The organism is Nocardia sp. NPDC004123, from assembly GCF_053603795.1.
In genome coordinates, this window is sequence record NZ_JBSGGG010000004.1 from 78,163 (window position 1) to 99,304 (window position 21,142).

Here is a 21,142-nt window from a genome sequence, read left to right on the forward strand (position 1 = left end):
TTCGTCTCCCCCCAGGGCAACCGGTCCGGCTGCCACATTCGCGGAACCGCGCCCGCGATCCCCTTGCAATGATCACTCTCGATCGGCTCCGCCGCAACCATCTCCAGCACCGGGAGTGCTTGCACCGCAGTGATTCTCACAACTGTAGCTTCGCCGCCGACTCGGCGTTCGACCGCAGCAATGCATGCTCGTTGCTGGATCGCCCTGCTGACTCCGCGCCAGCCGGTCAGCTCAACGCGGGTGCGGCATGACCGGACATCAGGCCTGCATCGAGTGGATGTACTCATCGGCAGTTCAGTGCGGTCGCCGGCGGTGGCCGTGGACGCATCGAACCGCTCGGGTCGCGGCAATTGAGGATGTTCGATCGCTCAGCGGTGTTCGGTGGCTCAACGGAAGTCCGCGGCGTGGTCGGTTGCCCATTGCGCGAAAGACCGTGCAGGGCTACCGAGGATATTCGTGATGGGGGTACTGGCCGACGGCAGTGCCTCGGCTGCGGTCTTCCATCCGTCGAGAATGGCGTCCGCGACGAAAGGCGGAACGGTCCTGACGAGTTCCGCGTGTGTTTGCTCCACGGAGGATTCCTCGATCTGGATGTCTCGACCGAGGGCCTCACCGATGTGCTGCACTTGGCGACGCAGGGTGAGCGTTTCGGGCCCTGTGACGACATAGGCGCGGCCGCGATGAATTGGGTCGAGCAGGGCGGCCACTGCGAGTGCAGCCACGTCCTTTTCGTGGACAGGTGCGGTCTGCGCGTCTGGATATGGCAGCCGGACGGCATCCATTTCGCGGATGGGCCGCTGCCACGACCACAGTGTGTTGGTGGCGAACATCCCGGGTTGAATGAACGCCCAAGCCAGATTCGATGCCTCGAGCGCGGATTCGACCCGCGCGTGCACCCATGCGGTGGGGTTGGAGGCGGGGTCGAGGTCCCTGGCGGCGATCGAAGAGAGCAGGACGACGTGTTGTACGCCAGCGGATTCGGCGGCTGCCACGAAGCCGTCGATCCCAGTTGGGTTGGCGTAGAGGAATACTCTGCGAGCGCCGTCGAGCGCGGCTTGCAAGGTTTCGGGGCGGTCCAGGTCGGCAGCGACCACGTCGGCTGCGTGCGGGAGCGATGCCCTGCGAGGGTCGCGGCTGGTCAAACGAACCGGTGCGCCAGCGGAATTCAATCCTGCCGCGACATGGCGGCCGATGTTGCCGTTGGCCCCGAAAACGACTGTCAACATGGCCGGAAGAGTAGGTCCGCAAACTCGCGCTGAGTAGGTACCTACCTGTAGGTAAGCTGCCGATATGGAGGTACGGTCACAGGTCCCCGGTGCTGCTAGATCAGAGTCTGGTGACGTATCTAACATCGAATGCTCGGCGCGCGAGGTGGTCGACGTCACCAGTCGATGGGGAGGCCACATTCTGAATGCTCTGCAGGACGGGCCATTACGGTTCTCGCAGCTACACGCCGCGATTGACCGCATCAGCGACAAGATGCTGTCGCAAACGCTGCGGATCCAGATTCGTGACGGACTCGTACTCCGTACCGTGGAATCCACCACCACGCCGCCGCAGGTGAGCTACGAACTCACAGAACTCGGGTACAGCCTCACGGAGTCGTTACGCCCTTTCCTGGCGTGGGTTCGCCTCCACGCCACGGACGTGACCGCTGCGCGACAGGCATACGACCGACGCAACATGTGACCAGCTAGCCGCCGGGCGTGAGCTGTCGACGTTCGCCACGGCAACTCCCGTTCACTCGCTCATCGGCATGAGCGTGCACTCGAGTTCTCTAGAGCCAGCCGGACGCCGCGGCCGGAGCGGCGGATCTCGCCGGTCAGCGGGTGACGGTCGGGCCGTTTTCTCAACTGGCGGGCGGTAGCTGGCGCTGTGGCCGCTGGCCCCAATACATTGGGCACATGCGTGAACGATCTCGAATCCTGCTGTGCGCGACCGCGACCGTCGCCGCGGCACTCGCGTTGCCGGTTCTCCCGATCGCGTCCGCTGAGCCCTCTCCCAGTACCAGCGGCTGCGCGGAGGTCCGCGTCGTCACCGTGCGCGGCACGCTGGAACCGCAGACCGGCAGCCTGCTGCTGACCCCGCCGGCCAGGCGGATCGCCCAGGAATCCGGCCGCAGCACCACTGTGACCGAACTCGAGTATCCCGCCTCGCCGGCCCCGGACAGCCCCGGGCGTGGAGTGGAGAACCTGACGGCACTGTTGAACGAGGCCGCGGCCGAATGCCCGAATCAGCAGCTCGTCCTCCTCGGCTACTCACAGGGCAGCCGCGTCATCGGCAACACGCTTCGCACGCGAACCGGGTTGACCGACCAGGCCGCCGCGCAGATCGACGCGATCGCCCTGTTCGGCAGTCCGCTGTTCAACGGCGCCGACCCGTTCGACCGGGGCAATTACGATCCTGCCTTGTCGGGCTTCGCCGCGCTGCCCGTCGGCGCCCTCGGCGAATTCACCGGCCGTGTGCGCTCATACTGCGATGCCGCCGACCGCGTCTGCCAGGGCGGCGATCCGGCCGCCGGGTTCGGAAATGCCTTGAGTCCTGGGCATTTCGCATACTTCGTCAACGACTACCGGGACCAGGCGGCGGCATTCGTCCGCGAGCAGCTCGACTCGTAACGTCCCCTTCTGCGGCCCGGCCCGGCGGCTGCCGAGGGCCGTCCATGGGTCGTGAGTATGTGGTGGGTGGATGCCGCATCGGTCATGGGGTCGTCCTCTGCGTCGGGCACGAGCACGGTACTGCAACCAGACTCTGACTGCTGTGGATGTCCAGCCGAACCACGAAACGTACTCAACTCGGCAATAGCGTGCACTGCCGGCGGTTTGTCAGCCGCCCGGGATGCCTGCGGCCCGTTGATCTTCCGAGGTGCCGCGCTGGCCGGTTCGGTCAGCGCGCCATGCGGCAGATCAGTGCGTTCAGTCCTGCTGATCGACCGCCGCTGAGGGCCCGGTCGGCAGAAGTCCGCCTCTGCCCTCGGTGCCGGCCAGGTGAAGAATCATGCCGACCCCTCGCTGATGTACACCGTCGCGAAGTCGATCTGATGGCACCAACCGACCTCGAGTGTATGCGTCAGTGCGTCAGGAAGGTCCGCACGCTGTTGAGCACATAGGCCGGATTCTCCTCCAGGACCCAGTGATTGGCGCCGGGCACCACATCGGTGGTGACATCCGCTGGCATGCCAACGACAAGCGCCTGCCACCGATACCAGCGCCGGATCCTGCCGACCGGATCTGAAACCCGGATCCCTTGATGCACGGCATTCGGCAGTAGCGGACGTTCCTTCGCTGTGGGGCGAGCTCTCCGTCGACGGCCTGCGCTGGCCGGTTCAGTCAGCGCGGTATGCGGAAATAGTGGACGGCCCGTCTCACAGATCGGGTATGTCGTCTCGGCGGGCCCATGCACGGACTGTGGGTGGGGCGTAGAGCCATCGCTGTTCGTCTTGCAGCTCGGCCTGCGCAGCGGCAATCACCTCGGGGCGGACACCAAGAGTGACCAAGGTGTTGTGGGCCTGCTCCCAGGTCAGGTTCCACATGCGCGCCATCGGTGAGCCTCCGCGAAACATCGGGATATCCGCCTCGGCATGAACATCAACGAGCCCGAGTGCCTCCAACATCGCAGGAAGGTTCCGTGCCCACGATTGACTCGCACCCGCGATTTCGGTCGAGCGTGCGAAGGCGCGCCAGACTTCGCCGAACGCACCTGGCATTTCATCGAGTACACCGAGCCCATCGCCCTCCTCGAGCATGAGAACGCCGCCGGGCGCCAACGCTCGGGCCAGTCGCTCCAAAACGATGTCTCTGTCGGCAATGTGCAGCAGTACGAATCGAGTGTGGACGAAATCGAATGCGCGTTCAGGGATGTCGTCGGCGACAAGGTCGAGCTGGGCGACTTCGCCGCCGCGGCCGGGTAGGTCGGTGAGGTGACGAGGGTCGGCATCGACCGCGAGCACTCGGCCGCCGGGCAGTGCGGCACTACACAGCCATCGTGCAAAGGACCCGCCGCCCGCTCCGGCTTCCAGACACCGCCATCCTGCACGCACACCCAGCCGTCGCGCGAGCGCGATACTTGCTGAGTCATAGGCCGCGCCGAGCAGGGCAAGGCGTTCGTCAGCGAAATCCCATTCATTCGGCAGCGAGTAGTACGGGTCACCCGGCGAGGAAATCGGTGAAGACCAGCTCATGCCCAGACGCTAAGCCCGGCGTCATGAGCCGAGGGTTGTTTACCCGCCTTCTCCAGCGTCAAGTGATCGAATCCACACTGCTAGAACAACTTCGAACGAGGGACTTCGGAACTTCCGCACATCGGCATGTGCGGACACAGGAACGGCCCGAGTTGTCTCGGGCCGTTGATCTTCCACAGGACCACGCTGGCCGGTTCGAACCGCTCGCCACGCGGCATGACGGCGCGTTCGGGAGCTGCCTGGCGGCCGGCCTATGGCGGCGGACTGGTCTGTTGCTCCATTCTCGAGTGGTTTCAAGCAGTTTCCTGACTCAGAGGCACCGAAAGTGGAGCGAAAGGCCAGATCCGACCTCCGTCACATGGTCGCTGGTTCGATCCAGCTGGAACCACAAGAAGCGGCCGGTCATCGCAGGTGTTGCGATGACCGGCCGTTTTCGTGTCATTTGCGTGCACACTGGAGTCGATGAAGAAGATCGACCTCGCCGATAGGCCAAAAACCATTGCTGCGTAACGGCGTTCGATTCACTTTGTGTGCCTGGGGGCCGTCGACCACTGCACTCCGTACCGTCCACTGACCGACTGTCCCAACTGGTCGGTCAGAGTTGCGTGTGCCCGGAGCCGGTGAGGATGATCAGCGGCATCATCAGAGCGCCGAGAATATCGTTTCCGGTGCACTGGGCCGAGGCGCTGGAGCTGCCGGTCGGCTGGCTGCCGCAGTTCTGCACCGTCATGGACTTGGTCGACGAGCCCTGCGTGGCGGTGAGGCTATAGACGCCTTCGGGAAGCTTCGAGCGATAGACGTACTGGATGATCCCGGTGCCGGTCGTGGATCCGGCTTGCGGGGTGAAGGTGCCGACGTTCTGCCCGTCCAAGGTGACCGTGACCGGTGCCAGGGCGTCCGCGCCGCTGGTGGTCACCAAGATCGTGCAGGTATTGCCTGCCCCTTCACATCCGCCGATGCCGGTGTCGACCTGTGTCAGATTCACATTGTCGACCGTGGCCGACGCCGATGCCGCCGCGACGACCGGTATCGCCAGCATGGCCACCGTGACGGCGGCCCAACTCATTTGCCTCATCTGTACTTTCCCGTTGGAGTAGTCGTTGCCGGCACCTGAGTGCCGCTCCGACGGTAACCGCGTAGCGAGGCCCCGCGCATACAAATTGAAAAGCCCATACTTCAATATGTCCCTGCGCTTCACATGCGCGTCATAGCGGCTTCTTCATGCGCCGCGAGCGCCTGGACGCCGGGAGCGGCCTCCACAGAGTCGGCCCTGGGCGTGGCGCCCTCGAAGAAGCCGGTGGTCCCGTCGGTGGCGTAGCGCTGGGCGGCGGTGACGTTCACCGGCTGCGGCGCGCCGCAGACCAGTTCGCCGACCAGATACCGAAGAAGACGAATTGTCGAGGGAGCGACGGTGCGTTCGGCTCGGCCTCGGATCGGCGCGGCCGGTTGACCTTCGCCCGCCCGTTCGGTCAGTGCGGTCAGCGGCAGATGATTGCGTTGTCAGCCGTGGCAATAGACCCGCACAAGCACTGTGTCTTCGGGCAGCGCCGCCAGGTAGTTCTCGTTGTCGCCTGGGGGTATCGGGCAGTCGGGCTCGTCTTCGTAGGACGTGTGTTCGTCCCAGTCCTTGTGCCAGCAGTCGCCGCTCTCCTCGACCCACCAACCGTCGAGAGTGAGCACAACAGAGCGTCACCGGTGACTGGTGGCCAACTTCAGGCCGAACCCAACCAATATGGCTCCCGTGACGGTGTCCATCGCACGTCGTACGGTTTCTCGGTTCAACCAAGTCTTCGCGGCGCCTGCCGCGCTGATGATGACAGTGAACCACAACATGCCCTCGACATTGTGTACCACCGCAAGAGCACAGCCCATCAGCAGATGCGGTACTCCGTCCGGCAAGAACTGCGGCAGCATGGCGGCATAGAACACGCCGACCTTCGGATTGAGCAGATTCGTGCCCAGCCCGCGCACCCAGGCACCGAACGTGCTCCGCGATGAATCGTCCACTGCGGCTTCGGGTGTCGAGGGATGTCGAAGCCCATCGCGAACCATGGCGATACCCATCCACACCAGATAGATCGCGCCCGCAGTCCGCAGCACTGTGTAGGCCAGCTCCGAGGCTGTGAGCAGGACCGAGACCCCTACAGCTGCGGCCGCGCCCCATACCAGCGTGCCGCACCCGATCCCGACAGCAGAGGCGAACGCGTAGCGGCGACCACGACTCACGGCAGCCCGCAGCACGAGCGCTGTATCCAAACCAGGAACGAGGGTGAGCAAGCCGGCGACCACAGCGAAGGACAGCAATGAGTGCAACACCGGTACAGCGTATTTGGCCACCAAACTGGAATTCGGTGCAGATTTCACTCGCTCGTCGGCACGATCGCGCACTGCCGGCGGCCGGTCGCTCGCCCGAGATGACCCCCACCCGTTGATCTTTCGAGATGCCACGTTGGCCGGTTCGGTCAGCGCGGTATGCGGCAGAATAGTGCGTTCGCCTGGACCTCGGATGCGTTCCTTGGGCGAACGCGGCAGCGGCTGGGTATCGTCAGAGGTCGTAAGCGGAGATCGCACTTGATTGCGGTGTGTATCAATGATTTTGAGATTTGCGCGGATGGTCGGCGCAGCAATCGATGGGGGGTTAGCGTGTCGAGACTGCGGGTATGGCCGTGGTGATCCGGGCTGCCGACACCGGCGAGGTCGATTCCGTGGCAGGCGTGCTGGCGGCGGCGTTCGACGACGACCCCTATGTTGGATGGCTGCTTCCGGACTCTGAGTCGCGGGTGGCGCGGGCCACGACGATGTTCACCGCGCTGGCCCGGCACCACCTGCTGCACGGTCATGTCGATGTCGCTGTGGACGCCGCCGGCACCGTGCAGGGTGCGACCCTGTGGGCGCCACCGGGCCGTTGGCGGCACACCATTCGTGCTCAAATGGGCATGTTGCCCGGCCTGTTACGGGCATTCGGGCCGCGTATCCCGCGGCTGGGGCTGGCCGATTTCCAGAAACAGCGCGTACACCCGAGCGAGCCGCACTGGTACCTACAGGCGATCGGAACATCTCCGGGTGCGCGTGGAATGGGTTATGGCCGTGAGCTACTGCAGTCCCGACTCGGCCCCTGTGACCACGAAAGCGCTTCTGCCTATCTGGAAACCAGCAATCCGGGAAATCTCGCCTACTACGAGCGCTTCGGGTTTGCGGTTCGCGATCAGACGACGATGTACTTCGGCGGTCCACGAGTGTGGTTGATGTGGCGGCCACCGCAGCAGAACGCTCGCTGAGTCGCAAGAAGGCACACTCATCGGCAGTAGCGGACGTTCTGCGCCGCAACAGGTTCCGACCGCCGGCGCCCCGCGATGGCCGGATCGGTCAGCGCGGTATGCGGCAGTACAGGACGTTTGCATCGCGCTGGTGTACATGGGGTTCGCTTCTACGCTTCGACCGTGACGTCCGCGCTGCACTCCGCGGCGGACTGGCCTTGGGTGTGTGGACGTGGGAACGTCCTCCTGATGCGCTTGTCGGGCATACTCGTTCGTCCGGGGTATGCGCCGAGACCTCGACGCAGTCACCGCCGGATTTACCCTGCCCTGGAACAGCGGCCCGGTCGAAGGACACGTCAACTTTTAAGACCATCAAACGCCAGATGTTCGGCAGAGCCAAACCGGACCTCAGCAGGCCAACCATTACCAGCCACGAGCTTCCCAGGATGTACCTTGGTACTTCGTTCGCGACCGCGAGTGCGGGCGAGGCCTGAGGTTAGGGTTGGAACTGTGGTCGACGTAGGTGTCCATGGCCGGTGACACACCGCGTACGCGATTGCTGCGTGCCGGGGAAGAACTGCTGTATAGCAGGGACAGGATCGCCGACCTGTCCCTTCGTGGCCTTGCCGCTGAGCTTGGCACCAGCCATCGCATGCTGATCCATCATTTCGGTTCCCGCGACGGATTTCTGGCCGCGCTGCTGACCGAGATGCGCCGTCAGGATCAGGAGGCGCTGCGCGAGCTGAACATCGCTGGTACTTACCGCAAAGCAGTGCAGCTGCTGGAGGAGTTGTATCTCGATCCGGCTCGACGTCGACGGATGGCAGCGTTGTTCTACGTCTTGGGCCTCGCGGTCCAAGACCCGCAGCCCTACCGCGAATTTCTTGATTCGCTGGACGATTGGATCACGCTGTTCACCAGGCTCGGCGAACGCGATGGCCTGGAACCTGAAAAGTCCCGTGCTATCGCGCGGGCCTTGGTATGGACCGCCCGAGGCTTGGTTGTGACCGGCCTGAACACCGGCGATCTCCCCGGCGCGCTCGCCGAATTCCACTTAGTGGCCCGTCATCTCGTGCCGGAGCGGTTGTTGGAGAAGTGATGTCGGCTAGCAGGCGGAACTCTGCGGCGATCGGGTATCGAGTGTTTCGGCGATGAGTCGTGCGGTTTCCTTGGGGATTTCCATGAAGGAGAAGTGTCCGCCGGGGAGTCGTCGGTCGATCTCGCAGCGGGTGGCGAGTGATTCGCCGTCGGCCGGGTCGTACATGCCTTCGGCCGGCAGGATGGTGATTGGTACCGTCGTGCGCTCGATCGCCGCGTCGCGGTCCCACTCCAGCAACGAGTTCAGCGCGGCCCGGCCCACCCGGGGTGGGACTGCCCGCATGTCGGCCGTGATCCGTGTCCGCAGGTCCTGGTCGTAGGGCTCGACGAACGAGGCGTCGATGATCGTCCGGGTCACCGAACTGTAAAGCCACCTCAAGCCAAGCCGGTACAACAACAGAACCCACTTGCGTTGTCTCGGATAAACGCCCCGATGCACCAACGCATCCAGGGCGATCACCCTGGTGATCCGATCCGGAAGCAGGCCGGCAGCTTCGACGCAGATCGGTGCTCCCATCGAATGGCCGACCAAGCTCACCGACCCTTTGGCAGTCGCGGCGATGGCAGCGACCTCGCTTGCGTATCGCGCGATGTCGTAAGGACCGCCAGTAGCGGCTGACCCGCCGTGTCCGGGAAGATCGATCGAAATCAAACTGTAACGAGAAGCCAACTCAGCCATCACCTCGTCCCAGTGCGCACGATGACACGTCCAACCGTGGACGAAAACAATGGTGCCCTCACCGCTGCCCGCCGTGCTGTACGCAACGGGACCCAACGGAGTTTGAAACGATTCGGTATTCACGATCGCATCCTGTAGACCAACACCGCCCAGGTCGGCGGCAGAGTGTGCGGCGGAATTGTTCTTTCACGTGTCTTTGATGGCTGCGCCAGGTGGATTAGGTTGATAGTCAATGTACCATTGGTACACCGAGCGATGAAACCGTGGGTGCGAGCACGCGCCCGCCTTCCAGCTCACCTCGTCCCCGAGAAGGCAAGGAACTCTCTCGGCGCGCGCTGGGCTGCGCACCGACCGACCGGATCGTCGCGGACCGCCAGGCGATGCTCACCCTGCCGTCGGTCGCGCCGGAGACCGGATGGAGGCGTTCGGCGCGGCTGCCGCGCGATTGCCTTCACGTTCGGAGCGGCACGGCTACGCGCCCGCCTTTGTCCCGGCCCCCTGTTCGGGTGTCTGGCGGTGTTCGAGGCCGGCGACCAGCGCCTGCAGGCCGACGTCGAACCACCGCTGGTAGTAGTCAAGCGAGGCGGAGTCCTGCGTTGCCCCGTTGCGGCTGTCCTCGGTGCCCCCTCCTGCTCCCACCTGTGCCAGGGCGTGGCCTAGCGTATAGACGCCGACGGACTGGATGCGGATCAGCGCCTCGTCCTGGGCGACGCCGGCGGCGGTGAAGCGCTCGAGCAGCACGGCCAGGACCGGGACGGCCGTGCCGGGGTCCACCGGGCGTGTGGCCAGCAGGGGCACCGCGTTCGGATGCTCCAGCAGCATGCGGCGGTAGGCGACCGCGAAGGCGGTCAGCGCCTCGGGCCAGGCCGGCCCGGCGTCCAGATCTGCCAGCGCGGTGGCGAACAGGTGGTTGACCACTGTGGACAGGATGGCGTCACGGCCCGGGAGGTGACGGTACAGCGACATTGCTGCCACCCCCAGGTGCGCGCCGATCCGGCGCATCGTCAGCGCCTCCAGGCCATCGCGGTCGAGCACCTCGATCGCCGCGGCGGTGATCTGGTCCACACTGATTTGTGCGGGTCGGCCTCCCCGGCGGGGTCGTGACGCCTGATTCATGCCCTCAGCGTGACAGATTCACCTGGTCAGGGTGACTGCCAGGGTGCTGACCGTCATCGCCAGGGTGAGGACGCCGACCGCCATGTGCTGGACGTCGGGCACCACTGCATGCCCCTGGACGGGCAGGACCTTCAGCGTGCGGGCGTAGTCCCGGGTGTAGGACTCCCGTTGCGCCGCCGTGCTGATCCCGAAGTAGGGGAGCCACCAGCTCGCCACGTGACCGGCCAGGACCAGCAGACACAGCACCAGGGCCGCGATCTGCGAAGCCTGGTTGTCCAGGGCAATGCCACCGGCGATGAGCAGCGGGATCGGGTAGTTGACGGCTGCGTCGCCGAGCCTCTCGCGGCGGTTGTCGGCTCTCAGGTCGTTGAGCGGGAACATCGGCACCCACTCGGTGAGGGCCAGCCAGGTCAGCCAGACCAGCGGCACGATGACGGCGATCGTATACACGGAGCATCCCCTTGTGGGTCGAAGGTGTTCATGTATGAGTACAGCGTAAGCTTACGTTGTACTCATATTACAGGCAAAGATCGCGCAGCCCCCAAAACCGAGGCCGGGGAGGCCGCGCTCGACTACCGCAGGCGCCAGGGTGCGTCGGGCCGGGTGGATCGGGCGCCGGCTGCCAGGGTGAGGGCGTAGACGGGGCGTTCGGCGGGGTCGGCGACGGGGCCGAGGTAGTGGTGGCCGGTCATGTGGCACCAGGCGGGCAGGTCGAGCGGGGCCGCGGGGTCGGTGGCGATGACGTGCACCCGGGTGCTGGGGTGGCATCGGCGATCGCGTTGCGGAGCTTGATGAGCAGGGTCACGCACAGCAGGCCGGTTCCGTCGACGGTGATGTCGGGCGCGGGGTTGGTGAGGGTCATCGGCGGTAGGCGGTGGCGGCGACGGCGGGGATGAGGGCGAGGGCGAGCAGGCCGCCGGTCAGCGCGAGGGCGAGGTAGCTGGTGGCGGCGACCATGAGGCCGGAGGTGAGGCCGCCGGTGGCGCCGGCGATGGCGATGGAGACGTCGACCAGGCCCTGGGTCTTGGCGCGGGTGGCGAGCGGCACGCTGTCCGTGGTGATCGCGGTGCCGGAGACGAGGCCGAAGTTCCAGCCGAGTCCGAGCAGGGCCAGGGCGAAGGCGAGGAGCGCGACGGAGTCGCCGGGGGCGGTGGCGGCGAGCACGCCTGCGGCGAGGAGGGTGACGCCGGAGGCGGCTGCGACCTTCATGCGGCCGTAGCGGTCGACGAGCCAGCCGGTCAGGGGCGAGGGGAGGTACATCGCGCCGATGTGGATGGCGATGACCAGACCGGAGGCGGCGGTGCCGTGGCCCATGTCGTGCATGTGGACCGGGGTCATCGTCATGATCGCGACCATGACGAGCTGGGTGAGGATCATGACGACGGCGCCGAGGACGAGGCTGCGGCGGCCGTCGCGGGTCTGGTCGGGGCTGTGGGTGTCGTCGGTGGCGTGGGCGGGTTCGGCGGCGGCGATGGTGCGGGCCAAGAGCAGGGGGTCGGGGCGCAGTCGCAGGGCGAGGACGAGGGCGGCGAGCGCGTAGGCGGCACCCGACAGGAGGAAGGGGCCGGCGAGGGTGGAGATGCCGAGGGCGTGGGCGAGGTTGCCAGTGGGGGCGGCGAGGTTGGGGCCTGCCACGCCGCCCAGGGTGGTGGCGACCAGGACGGTGGAGACCGCTCGGGCACGTCGGGCGGGGTCGGCGAGGTCGGCTCCGGCATAGCGGGCCTGGAGGTTGGTGGCGGTGCCGGCGCCGTAGATGAACAGGGCAATGAACAGCAGGGCGGGGTTGTTGAGGGCGGTGGCGGTGATAACGCCGGCGCTGCCGATGGCGCCGGTGAGGTAGCCAGCGGCGAGTCCCGGGCGGCGTCCGCGGGCCTGGGAGATGCGGCCGACGGCGACGGCGGCGAGGGCGGATCCGGCGGTGAACAGGGCGCTGGGCAGGCCAGCGAGGCTGGTGGAGCCGAGCATCTGCTGGGCGAGGAGGGCGCCGACGGTGACTCCGGCGGAGAGCCCGGCGCCGCTGAGGATCTGGGAGGCGACCAGGACGCGCAGGATACAGTGCTGGGCCTGGGCGGTGCCGGGTATGGCGGCCGTCGTGCTGCCAGTGGCGGTGTTGGTCATGTCCGGGGGCTCTCCGTGGGCGGTGGAGTGGCGGGGCAGGCTGAAGTCAGCGCGGCGAGCAGGGGCGCGGTGCGCGCCCGTGGTTCGTGGGGTGCAGGCTCCGGCCCTGGCCCATCGGGTCCGGGCCGGAGGTGCGCGGCGGGTCAGTCGGCTTGGAGGGCCTGGGCGAGGTCGGCAATGAGGTCGGCGGGTCTTCGAGGCCGACGGGTAGGCGGATCATGCTGTCGGCGATGCCGCGGCGGGCGCGTTCGTCGGGGTCCAGGCCGTGGTAGGTGGTGGTGATGGGCTGGGTGACTAGGGACTCGACGCCGCCGAGGCTGGGGGCGATGGCAGTCAGCGTCAGGCGGTCGACCACGGCGGCGGTCTGGGCAGCGTCGGTGTCCGACCAAGCCGTCCTGGTCGACCGGAAGCACCGTCATCCGGGTGCCGAGCAGGCGCCTCCTCCCGCCGCCGCCGGCCGGGCAGGGGCCGACGTGCCGCCGGGCACCGCGTCCGGTGCGGCCAGGGCCAGTTCGACGGCGTGTTCGACGTGCAGGCGGGTGGTGTCGAAGAGGTGCACCTGGGTGTCGGCCGGGCCGATCAGCAGCGGGATCTCGGTGCACCCGAGGACCACGCCGTCGGCACCCCGTTCGGCGAGGTCCCCGATGATCCGCCGGAACTCCTGCCGCGAGGAGTCCCGGACCACCCCCCGGGTCAGTTCGCGGTAGATGACGTCGTGGACGAGCGCACGGTCCGGTGCCTCCGGGACGAGGACCTCGATCCCGTGCGCCGCCATCCGGGCCCGATAGAACCCGCCCTCCATCGTGAAGCGCGTGCCCAGCAGGCCGACGGTACGGCTGCCGGCCGCCAGGATCCGCTGCGCCGTGACGTCTACGATGTCCACGAACGGGATCCGGATCGCGGCGGCGATGTCGTCCGCCATGCGGTGCATCGTGTTGGTGCAGAGCACCACGAGCTCCGCCCCGGCCCGCTCCAGTCCCACGGCAGCCTCGGCGAGCCGCTCGGCCGCGCCCTGCCAGTCGTCTGCCCGCTGCATCGCCTCGATCTCGGCGAAGTCCACGGTGACCATGACGCTCGGTGCGCAGTGGTGCCCGCCCAGCCGCTCGCGGGTGAGGCCATTGAGGAGCCGGTAGTACTCCGCCGAGGACTCCCAGCTCATCCCGCCGATCAATCCGATGGTCCGCACGTTTCCTCCTGAGGTCGGTCCGCCCAGCGTGCTCCGCGCCCAGCACTCCTGGTAGCCCCGTCCTCCTTGCCCGACCCCCAAGGGATACTTGGAGCTGTGGACACGCACCGCCTGCTGATCTTCCGCGAGGTCGCCCGGACCGCCTCAATCGCGGCGGCGGCCCGGAAGCTCGGCTGGACCCAGCCCGCCGTCAGCCAGCACCTGCGCCAGCTCGAACGGCAGGCGGGCCTTCCCCTGGTGATCCGCCACTCCCGCGGCATCAGGCTCACCGAGGCCGGCACGGCGCTGCTGCGGCACGCCGACGCCATCGCCACCCGTCTGCACGCGGCCGAGGAGGACATGGCCGCGCTCGCCGAGCTCAGCGCCGGCACCGTCCGCCTGACGGCCTTCCCGTCCGCCTGCGCCATCCTGGTGCCGTCTGCCATGACGGACCTGGCCCGCCGCCACCCGGGTCTCGAGATCCGCCTGGCCGAGTGTGAACCTCCCGAGGCCGCCCGGCTGGTGGCCAGCGGAGAAGCCGATCTCGCCGTGCTCTTCTCGCACGACGACCGGCCGCCGGACCACGGCCCCGACCTCCGGCTGATCCCGCTCGCCGACGATCCGGTGCGTCTGGTCGTCCCCGCCGGCCACCCCGCAGCGACCGCCGCCGATCCGTTGGCCCGCCTGGCGTCGACCCCGTGGATCGCCGGCTGCCCGAGCTGCGCCGCCCACCTCACCCGCACCTGCGCGGCAGCCGGCTTCACCCCCGACATCCGGCACAGCACCGACGACTACGTGGTCGTCCAGAACCTGGTGGCCCGCGACCTGGGCGTCGCCCTGCTGCCGCAGCTCGCCCTCGACGCCTACCGCCACCCCGACGTGCACGTGCTCCCGCTCGGGATCACCGACCGGGCCCTGCACCTGCTGTGCCACCGCGAAGCACTACGGATCCCCGCCGTCACCCAGGCCGTCCGAGCCCTCCAACAGACAGCGACCGCACGTCGGCCGCAGGCGCGCCGGTGATCTGACGCAGAGCCGGGAGGGGGAATCTCGGCCTGGTCGCTGGCACCGCCATCATCACCGACACGGTGCCGCTGGCCACGCGCGCCAAAACCCAAGGCGCTGTGGACGTCTCCATCGTCATCGCCATCGCCGGAGCCACCGGCGGCATGGGCTCCGGACTCATCGTCGCCGCCACCAGCTACCCGACCCTGCGACCAGGAGCAGTGTGCAGAGGCGGGGGCGGAGTCGGTCGATCACCTCGCGAAGGCGGGACGCCCCCGATGACACCGCCGCCATAACGTCCGAAGCCGGTCGCCTCCTGGAATTCACCGACCCAGCTGCGACCCGGTCGGTGGTCTTCAACCACCCGATCTAGCGGCTGTTCTCCGGCATTTCGGGCCTGATCGTGCAAGTCCACCTCGGCCTGTAATCGGCATGAGCGGATATCTCTGGGCCGCCGTCGATCTCGCCGCCGGCGGTACCGCGCTGGCCGGTTCGGTCAGCGCGGTATGCGACATGAGCGTGCATCCGAGTTGCTGGTAGCGATCTCGGATGCCCTGCTCTGTTGCGCTGTCAGACGGATTCGACCCGAAAGACTGCGATCCGATCCGCTGCGGCCGCAACTGACTCCGCGGTGGTTCTGAGCGCCAATGTGGGCAGCGGCTGAGCGCGAATCTCGACACCACTCGCCCGAGCGCGTTGTCCGTGAGCGCGAAATCTGACAGCACCGCGGGGGTTGCGGTGTGAGGATGTCCGTGCTTTGCCGCTGAGGTCGTTGCTTCAGCGGGTCGTGCTCGGATGAGGGAGTCGCCTATGGCGATTGTGTCGCGGGCGGAGTTGATCGCCGCGATACGTCGGGACGCGCGGGCTGGCATGTCCAACAGGGCGATTCAACGCAAGTACGGGGTCGGGTATCGGGCGGTCGCGCAGGCACTGGTGTCGCCGTGGCCGGTCGAACGCAAAGAGTATTCGGCGCGGGGTTCGAAGCTCGAGCCGTTGGAGCCGGTCATCGACGAGATCTTGCGGGCGGATCTGGATGCGCCACGCAAGCAACGCCATTCGGCGATCCGGATCTTCCAGCGGTTGATCGATGAATACGACATGGTCGATGTCTCGTACTCGGTGGTCCAACGCTATGTCGCGGATCGTCGTCCGCAGATTGTGGCCGAGTCCGGGCGCTCGCCTCCGAAGATCTTCATCCCGCAAACTCATCACCCGGGTGAGGAAGCCGAGGTTGACTTCGGCGACATCACCATCTGCCTGCGCGGCGAGCTGGTGACCGCCTATCTGTTCTGTTTCCGGATGTCGTTCTCGGGCAAGGCAATTCATCGAGTGTCGCTCTCGGCTGGGCAGGAGGCGTTCTTCGAAGGGCATCTGCATGCGGCGCGGATGCTCGGTGGCGTCCCGACGGGCAAGGTTCGCTACGACAATCTGCGCGCCGCGGTCGGGCAGGTCCTCGGGTTCACCCGCGGTCGGGTCGAGGCCGAACGCTGGACGGTGTTCCGGTCGTATCTGGGCCTGGAACCGTTCTACTGCCGACCAGGAATCGAAGGCGCACACGAGAAGGGCGGGGTCGAAGGGCAAGTCGGCTGGTTTCGTCGAAACCATCTGGTCCCGGTCCCGGAGGTCGACTCGATCGCCGAGCTTAACGCGATGATCGACGCCTACGACATCGCCGATGACGATCGGCGGATCGGGGCACGCCCGCGCACGATCGGGGAGATGTTCGCGATCGAGAAGCCTCTGCTGGCGCCGTTGCCCGACGAGTCGTTCGAGACCGGCCGCTGGTTCACCCCACGCGTCGATCGTTACGCGCAGATCTGTGTTCGCACCAACAAGTATTCGGTTCCGGTCCGCTACATCGACCGCCAGGTCCGGGTCCTGCTGCATGCCTCGGAGTTGGTCGTCTACGACGGCAAGACCGAGATCGCCCGCCATGAACGGCTGCTCGCGAAATGCGGGGCACGCCTGGAGCTCGACCACTATCTGGAAGGGCTGCTGCGCAAACCCGGGGCGCTACCCGGCGCGACCGCGCTCGAACAGGCCCGCGCCGCCGGGAAATTCACGCCCATCCACGAGGCATGGTGGGCCGCGGCCCGCAAAGCCCACGGCGACCAGCACGGCACTCGCGCGCTGATCGAAGTGCTTCTGCTGCAACGACACATGCCCCACGACCTGCTCGTCGACGCACTGGCCGCCGCGCTGCAATCGGGTGCGCTCACCGCGGACGCGGTCGCGCTCGAAGCACGCAAGATCAGCGAATCCCAGCCGACCCCGGAACCGATCGTCGATCTGGACGAGCCGGTCGATCCGGTCCCGTCACTGACTGCTCGCCGGCTCGCACACCTACCGCCGGACAACCGACCACTACCCTCGGTCGCCCACTACGACCAGCTGCTTCGCCTCCCCAGAACCCAGAAAGGCATTTCATGACCGGCAACTCCGCGATCGGACGACGAGGCGGTCTCACCGAGCAGGCCGCTGACGCAGCGATCGATCAAGCCTGCCGAGTGCTGCGACTGCCCACCATCCGCTCCCAGTTCGGCGAGATCGCCGACACCGCCGCCAAAGCACAGATGTCCTACCGGGCATTTCTGGCCGAACTGTTGATGGGCGAATGCGACGACCGCGCCCGCCGACGCAGCGAGCGCCGCATCCGTGCTGCGGGGTTCCCGCGCGACAAATCACTGCGCGCCTTCGACTTCGATGCCAACCCCAACATCGATCCGGCCGCCATCAACACCCTCGCCAACTGCGACTGGATCCGAAAAGGGCTGCCGCTCTGCCTCATCGGAGACTCCGGCACCGGCAAATCGCATCTGCTCATCGCATTGGGCACCGAGGCCGCCATGCAGGGCTTCCGGGTCAAGTACACCCTCGCGACCAAACTGGTCAACGAGCTCGTCGAAGCCGCCGACGAAAAGATGCTGGCCAAAACCATCGCCTGCTACGGCCGCGTCGACCTTCTCTGCATCGATGAACTCGGCTACATGGAACTCGACCGGCGCGGGGCCGAGTTGCTGTTCCAGGTTCTCACCGAACGCGAGGAAAAGAACTCCGTCGCCATCGCCTCCAACGACAGCTACTCCGGATGGACGAAAACCTTCACCGACCCACGCCTCTGCGCCGCGATCGTCGACCGACTCACCTTCGGCGGCAACATCATCGAAACCGGCACCGACTCCTACCGACTCGCCCACACCCGCACCACCAAGAAGCCCTGACTGGCAATGCAGCATCGGTGAATTCGATTGCCCGACCATGCTATCGACGGCGAGCTTCAGGCCGGGGAGTCATGATCCTCGTCATCGCCGAGGTCGTATTCATCGACGTCGAGTTCGGCTCGCGTCGCTGAGAGGAACTCGACCACCGACATCGACAGATGCCACCCCAACGGACGAGGCCAGTGCTGCGCCTGCTCCCATGACGTCCCACCAGGCGCGGCCTGGACCCCGTCCGGGTCATGGAAATACCGCACGACCTGCATCACAGCAGCGATGCCGGTCTCCGAGCACAACGAGATCAACCTGGAGCGAACGGGTTTCAACCGATCGATCAGATGCTGAATCTGCTCGTCGACGCTCTCATCGCTGCGCCGGACGAGCTTCCACGAATGACACCGCGGGAGCACATGTTCGGATGATCGGCTCGCCTTCACGAGCACCTCGTCGGCCTCCATCCCGAGCCGCCTGGTGATCTCCGCAGCCGACAGCGAGTCACTCTTGAGCGCGAAATAGCAGTACTGACGGGTCTTCACGACGCCCGATCCCACCACACCCGAGCCCGAAGCTCCACCGGATTCCTGGACACGCTCCCGACACGACCGCCCCGAGCGACACACCGGTCCAGGCGGTGTTCATTTTCGCGCTCAAAACCTCTGCTCGCTGCCCACCCGTGATGCCCCTATTCACGCTCAACCGACGTCAGAATTCACGCCCATAGCCACCGCGGCGGCTTCCGCCGCGAGACCGCTCCTGACGAACAGCTGTGCCACTCGCGCTGGACTGTTCGCGACATGCTCACGAAGCAGCGGCCGGCGCTCCTCCACAGGCAGTTCCACCAGGCGAACCGTAGCGGCACGTCGTCCCCGGCTCAGCGTCACGGTCTGGGCGCGTTGCGCGCGTTGGCCACCCAGGCCGCCTGCGGGTAGGCCTGAATGATGTAGCGCTGTCCGTCGATGGGCACGACGGCGATCGGCGCGGTGCGCGGCTGTCCGCTCTTGCGTCCCGGCGCGGTGAGCAGATGCATCGGCCCGAAGGCGATCCCTGCCCTCTGTAGCGCCACGATGACTTTGTTGAACCGTTTGACCTTGTGTTTGAGATCGGCTGCTGCCTGGTCCACGTCGCCTGTCCTCCCCGCCCAGTCCTGAATCCTGGGCCTACTCCATGGCTGGATTCGCGCCAGCCGAAGTTGTTGTCGGAAAGCAACTTACGGACATTACCGACCTCCGAAATGCCCCCAACTCGGCACAAGCGGACGTTCTGCCGGCGTCGGATCCGCACGGCCAGTTGATCTTTCGATGCCCCGCGCTGACCGGTTCGGTCAGCGCGGTATGCGGCAGAACAGTGCGTTCCGTCGAAAGAAGAACGGTTTCTGGCACGCCGCAGAGATCGGGTCCGAGCGGGAGATCGTCCGCCATTCCTGAGGAGTTCGGCTAGCTCATCAGGGGATTCCCCGCGTCGCCGTATGACCCGGTCGGGACGGAACAGCCGCCTTGCGGGGTGGTGTTCCAGCCCCCGCCGAGGAGTGTGCACAGGACCATGCGTGTTCCCACATACGCCAGAGCGGCAGAACCGGTGGTCAGCGTATCGATAAGCGGGGGCCTCGTCACGCAATCCATGGCGTTGCAGGTTTGCTGTGGCTGGGTGAGCCAAGCTGAGCCCGTCCCCGAGCCGCTCGAGCCCGTCTCCGCTGCCGCGGTGGCAGTGCTGCCGGCGAGACAGACCATCGCAACGGTGACAGCACCGCCGATCACGGCCGCCGCTCGACGGAGGGCAGTGTTTCGAAGTGATGTAGACACAGGCACTCTTTCACTGGTTGGCACTTACGTGGTCGCTGGGACGACGCGCGGGTTCGACACGGCCACCCGACAAATCATAAGCACGCCCATTTCACAAAACTTCCGGATCGCGAAAGGATCGTGCCCCAACCCTTCCGGGCTGGGCATGGCCCCGCATCACGCCAACACTGGACCCTTCCCCAGCCGTAGCCCGCCGTCCAGCACCTACCCGAGGAGGGGTACCGGATAGACGGTAGACCGGTTTGGAATTTCGAGCGGATGGGCGGCTGGTCGTCGCGATTGCGATCGCCGAGCGCGTGGGATCCCAAGGGCCGCCGACCGTCTGGAATCGGCGTGCGGCAGTGGCTGTAATGCACTCAACTCGGCAGTAGCGGACGTTCTGCACCGCAACAGGTTCCGGCCGGCGGCGCCCCGCGCTGGCCGGTTCGGTCAGCGCGGTATGCGGCAATAGCGGATGGTTTGTACAGCAATGGTTCCCGCACGCTGTGGCTAGTTGGATCTCTCGACGGCATAAGCGGGGAACCGTTCCCGCATCGCGGCATCGAACGCGGACGCATCCTCGAGGGAGTCCCACCGGTGGATCTGGTCCCGCTGCAGATACCACCGCATCAACGACGCCGCCTCCGACGCCCGGCCGTCCAGCACGCACAGCACGACAGTTCCGCGCAGCAGCGTCGGATCCGGATTCGTTTCCCACGGCGCGATTGTCGGTTCGTGTGCCGTTTGCAGTAGAGCAGGGAACGTGGATCGTTTGGCGAACCATTCACGCACCGGACCACGGATGTACTCCATGTACCGAGCAACCGAAACATCCAGCTCAGCGTCGAACTCGATCGACATCACCGGCGGCTTCGGTGAAGCATCCAACAGATCGAAGCGTCCGCGATTGATATCGCCGTAGCTCAGTCCGTCCCCGGGCATGTCACGCATGACCTCCCCTACGGCCGGTGATCCGATCCGCGCGGTCCCTTCGAGACGAAGGCCGCCATCACGGTGACGCTCGATGTGGGCATCGACAGTCGAGGTCATCCTGGGGATGGACTCGCTAGTCGGACCGAAGTAGAACTCCGTCCACAGAAGTCTCCCGGTAGCGGGCCACCTCTCCGGCGGCGCGCAGACGGTGAAGCCTTCGGCACCCATGGCCTTTGTCAGCCGGGTGATGATCTGCTTCGTCCATTGAGCCTGGTTACGCGCACCCACCGCTACTCGCCTTCCCGATAGCGCCCTCACGTCAACATGCCAAGTCCTACCCGCTGGCACCGACAGACCGCGCTGAAACAGAACGCTGCGCCAATCAGGCGGGTTTCGGTAGCAGATGTTCTGTGCCGCAGCGAGTCTGACCAAACGATCGTCGCCACATGGCCGGCGCCCGTCATTTGCATGGCCTGCCCATCGCAGGACCCATTTCGCACGGAACTTGGCATTACGGTGCGTTCGGCCGGCGCCGGATGCGAACGGCCAGTTGATCTTCCGCCGCACCACACGGGCCGCTTCGGTCAGCGCGACA

At 66.2% G+C, this 21,142-nt stretch carries 23 protein-coding genes and 1 pseudogene; 8 read left to right on the forward strand and 16 right to left on the reverse strand.

The genetic code is table 11. From position 1 onward, the window contains the following. Positions 1-386: 386 nt before the first annotated feature. Entirely contained in the window at positions 387-1,469 is a 1,083-nt protein-coding gene (locus ACWEQQ_RS06460) for an SDR family oxidoreductase (protein ID WP_452347463.1), read from the reverse strand. Between ACWEQQ_RS06460 and ACWEQQ_RS06465 the strand changes: the two genes are divergently transcribed. Both ACWEQQ_RS06465 and ACWEQQ_RS06470 read left to right on the forward strand, forming a co-directional pair. Then, a complete protein-coding gene (locus tag ACWEQQ_RS06465; protein WP_452347464.1) occupies positions 1,372-1,689 on the forward strand; it encodes a winged helix-turn-helix transcriptional regulator in 318 nt (105 codons plus the stop codon). The genes ACWEQQ_RS06460 and ACWEQQ_RS06465 overlap by 98 nt on opposite strands. A 215-nt stretch (positions 1,690-1,904) precedes the next feature. Then, positions 1,905-2,618 carry a cutinase family protein gene (locus ACWEQQ_RS06470; RefSeq protein ID WP_452347465.1) on the forward strand — a complete coding sequence of 238 codons (714 nt, stop codon included), beginning with the start codon at positions 1,905-1,907 and terminating at the stop codon, positions 2,616-2,618. A 746-nt stretch (positions 2,619-3,364) separates the two neighbouring features. Here ACWEQQ_RS06470 and ACWEQQ_RS06475 read toward each other — a convergent pair. The 5 genes from ACWEQQ_RS06475 to ACWEQQ_RS06495 form a co-directional block, all read right to left on the reverse strand. Then, positions 3,365-4,180, reverse strand: a complete 816-nt coding sequence (locus ACWEQQ_RS06475; protein ID WP_452347466.1) for a class I SAM-dependent methyltransferase — start codon at positions 4,178-4,180, stop codon at positions 3,365-3,367. 595 nt (positions 4,181-4,775) lie between these two features. Next, positions 4,776-5,246, reverse strand: a complete 471-nt coding sequence (locus tag ACWEQQ_RS06480) for a hypothetical protein (protein ID WP_452347467.1) — start codon at positions 5,244-5,246, stop codon at positions 4,776-4,778. Positions 5,247-5,374: 128 nt separating this feature from the next. Then, a complete protein-coding gene (locus tag ACWEQQ_RS06485; RefSeq protein ID WP_452347468.1) occupies positions 5,375-5,521 on the reverse strand; it encodes a hypothetical protein in 147 nt (48 codons plus the stop codon). Between the two features lie 159 nt (positions 5,522-5,680). Further along, positions 5,681-5,860, reverse strand: a complete 180-nt coding sequence (locus ACWEQQ_RS06490) for a hypothetical protein (protein ID WP_452347469.1) — start codon at positions 5,858-5,860, stop codon at positions 5,681-5,683. 9 nt (positions 5,861-5,869) lie between these two features. Then, a complete protein-coding gene (locus ACWEQQ_RS06495) occupies positions 5,870-6,496 on the reverse strand; it encodes a LysE family translocator (RefSeq protein ID WP_452347470.1) in 627 nt (208 codons plus the stop codon). A gap of 344 nt (positions 6,497-6,840) precedes the next feature. Between ACWEQQ_RS06495 and ACWEQQ_RS06500 the strand changes: the two genes are divergently transcribed. Together ACWEQQ_RS06500 and ACWEQQ_RS06505 are read left to right on the forward strand one after the other, a co-directional pair. Continuing rightward, complete coding sequence (locus ACWEQQ_RS06500; RefSeq protein ID WP_452347471.1) at positions 6,841-7,458, forward strand: GNAT family N-acetyltransferase; 618 nt, start codon at positions 6,841-6,843, stop codon at positions 7,456-7,458. Between the two features lie 508 nt (positions 7,459-7,966). Continuing rightward, on the forward strand, positions 7,967-8,536 hold the full coding sequence (locus ACWEQQ_RS06505; RefSeq protein ID WP_452347472.1) for a TetR/AcrR family transcriptional regulator: 570 nt from the start codon (positions 7,967-7,969) through the stop codon (positions 8,534-8,536). Positions 8,537-8,542: 6 nt separating this feature from the next. Here the strand turns inward: ACWEQQ_RS06505 and ACWEQQ_RS06510 are convergent, their stop codons facing one another. Then, a complete protein-coding gene (locus ACWEQQ_RS06510; protein ID WP_452347473.1) occupies positions 8,543-9,337 on the reverse strand; it encodes an alpha/beta fold hydrolase in 795 nt (264 codons plus the stop codon). A gap of 200 nt (positions 9,338-9,537) precedes the next feature. Here ACWEQQ_RS06510 and ACWEQQ_RS06515 point away from each other — a divergent pair. After that, positions 9,538-9,660 (forward strand): annotated as a pseudogene (locus ACWEQQ_RS06515) (IS21 family transposase); the annotation flags it as partial. A gap of 25 nt (positions 9,661-9,685) precedes the next feature. Here ACWEQQ_RS06515 and ACWEQQ_RS06520 read toward each other — a convergent pair. The 6 genes from ACWEQQ_RS06520 to ACWEQQ_RS06545 form a co-directional block, all read right to left on the reverse strand. Further along, entirely contained in the window at positions 9,686-10,330 is a 645-nt protein-coding gene (locus ACWEQQ_RS06520; RefSeq protein ID WP_452347474.1) for a TetR/AcrR family transcriptional regulator, read from the reverse strand. An 18-nt stretch (positions 10,331-10,348) separates the two neighbouring features. Further along, a complete protein-coding gene (locus ACWEQQ_RS06525; protein WP_452347475.1) occupies positions 10,349-10,780 on the reverse strand; it encodes a hypothetical protein in 432 nt (143 codons plus the stop codon). 122 nt (positions 10,781-10,902) lie between these two features. Continuing rightward, positions 10,903-11,139, reverse strand: coding sequence for a sulfurtransferase TusA family protein (locus tag ACWEQQ_RS06530; protein ID WP_452347476.1), 237 nt, complete (start codon positions 11,137-11,139; stop codon positions 10,903-10,905). 49 nt (positions 11,140-11,188) lie between these two features. Then, positions 11,189-12,448, reverse strand: coding sequence for an MFS transporter (locus ACWEQQ_RS06535; protein WP_452347477.1), 1,260 nt, complete (start codon positions 12,446-12,448; stop codon positions 11,189-11,191). A 46-nt stretch (positions 12,449-12,494) separates the two neighbouring features. Next, on the reverse strand, positions 12,495-12,803 hold the full coding sequence (locus ACWEQQ_RS06540; protein WP_452347478.1) for a PLP-dependent transferase: 309 nt from the start codon (positions 12,801-12,803) through the stop codon (positions 12,495-12,497). 60 nt (positions 12,804-12,863) lie between these two features. After that, a complete protein-coding gene (locus ACWEQQ_RS06545; RefSeq protein WP_452347479.1) occupies positions 12,864-13,634 on the reverse strand; it encodes an aspartate/glutamate racemase family protein in 771 nt (256 codons plus the stop codon). Between the two features lie 96 nt (positions 13,635-13,730). On the opposite strand from ACWEQQ_RS06545, the gene ACWEQQ_RS06550 reads away from it, so the two are divergent. From ACWEQQ_RS06550 to istB, 3 genes are all read left to right on the forward strand, one after another. Continuing rightward, entirely contained in the window at positions 13,731-14,636 is a 906-nt protein-coding gene (locus ACWEQQ_RS06550) for a LysR family transcriptional regulator (RefSeq protein WP_452347480.1), read from the forward strand. Between the two features lie 792 nt (positions 14,637-15,428). Next, entirely contained in the window at positions 15,429-17,048 is a 1,620-nt protein-coding gene (gene istA, locus ACWEQQ_RS06555) for an IS21 family transposase (RefSeq protein WP_452347481.1), read from the forward strand. Next, a complete protein-coding gene (istB, locus tag ACWEQQ_RS06560) occupies positions 17,045-17,839 on the forward strand; it encodes an IS21-like element helper ATPase IstB (RefSeq protein WP_452347482.1) in 795 nt (264 codons plus the stop codon). The genes istA and istB overlap by 4 nt, the downstream gene beginning before the upstream one ends. A 56-nt stretch (positions 17,840-17,895) precedes the next feature. Here istB and ACWEQQ_RS06565 read toward each other — a convergent pair whose 3' ends face one another. The 3 genes from ACWEQQ_RS06565 to ACWEQQ_RS06575 form a co-directional block, all read right to left on the reverse strand. Beyond that, positions 17,896-18,456: a DUF4279 domain-containing protein gene (locus ACWEQQ_RS06565; RefSeq protein WP_452347483.1), complete on the reverse strand. Its 561-nt coding sequence runs from the start codon at positions 18,454-18,456 to the stop codon at positions 17,896-17,898. 257 nt (positions 18,457-18,713) lie between these two features. Continuing rightward, complete coding sequence (locus tag ACWEQQ_RS06570) at positions 18,714-18,956, reverse strand: nitroreductase/quinone reductase family protein (protein ID WP_452347484.1); 243 nt, start codon at positions 18,954-18,956, stop codon at positions 18,714-18,716. A gap of 1,168 nt (positions 18,957-20,124) precedes the next feature. Further along, positions 20,125-20,835 carry a hypothetical protein gene (locus tag ACWEQQ_RS06575; RefSeq protein ID WP_452347485.1) on the reverse strand — a complete coding sequence of 237 codons (711 nt, stop codon included), beginning with the start codon at positions 20,833-20,835 and terminating at the stop codon, positions 20,125-20,127. Positions 20,836-21,142: the final 307 nt, after the last annotated feature.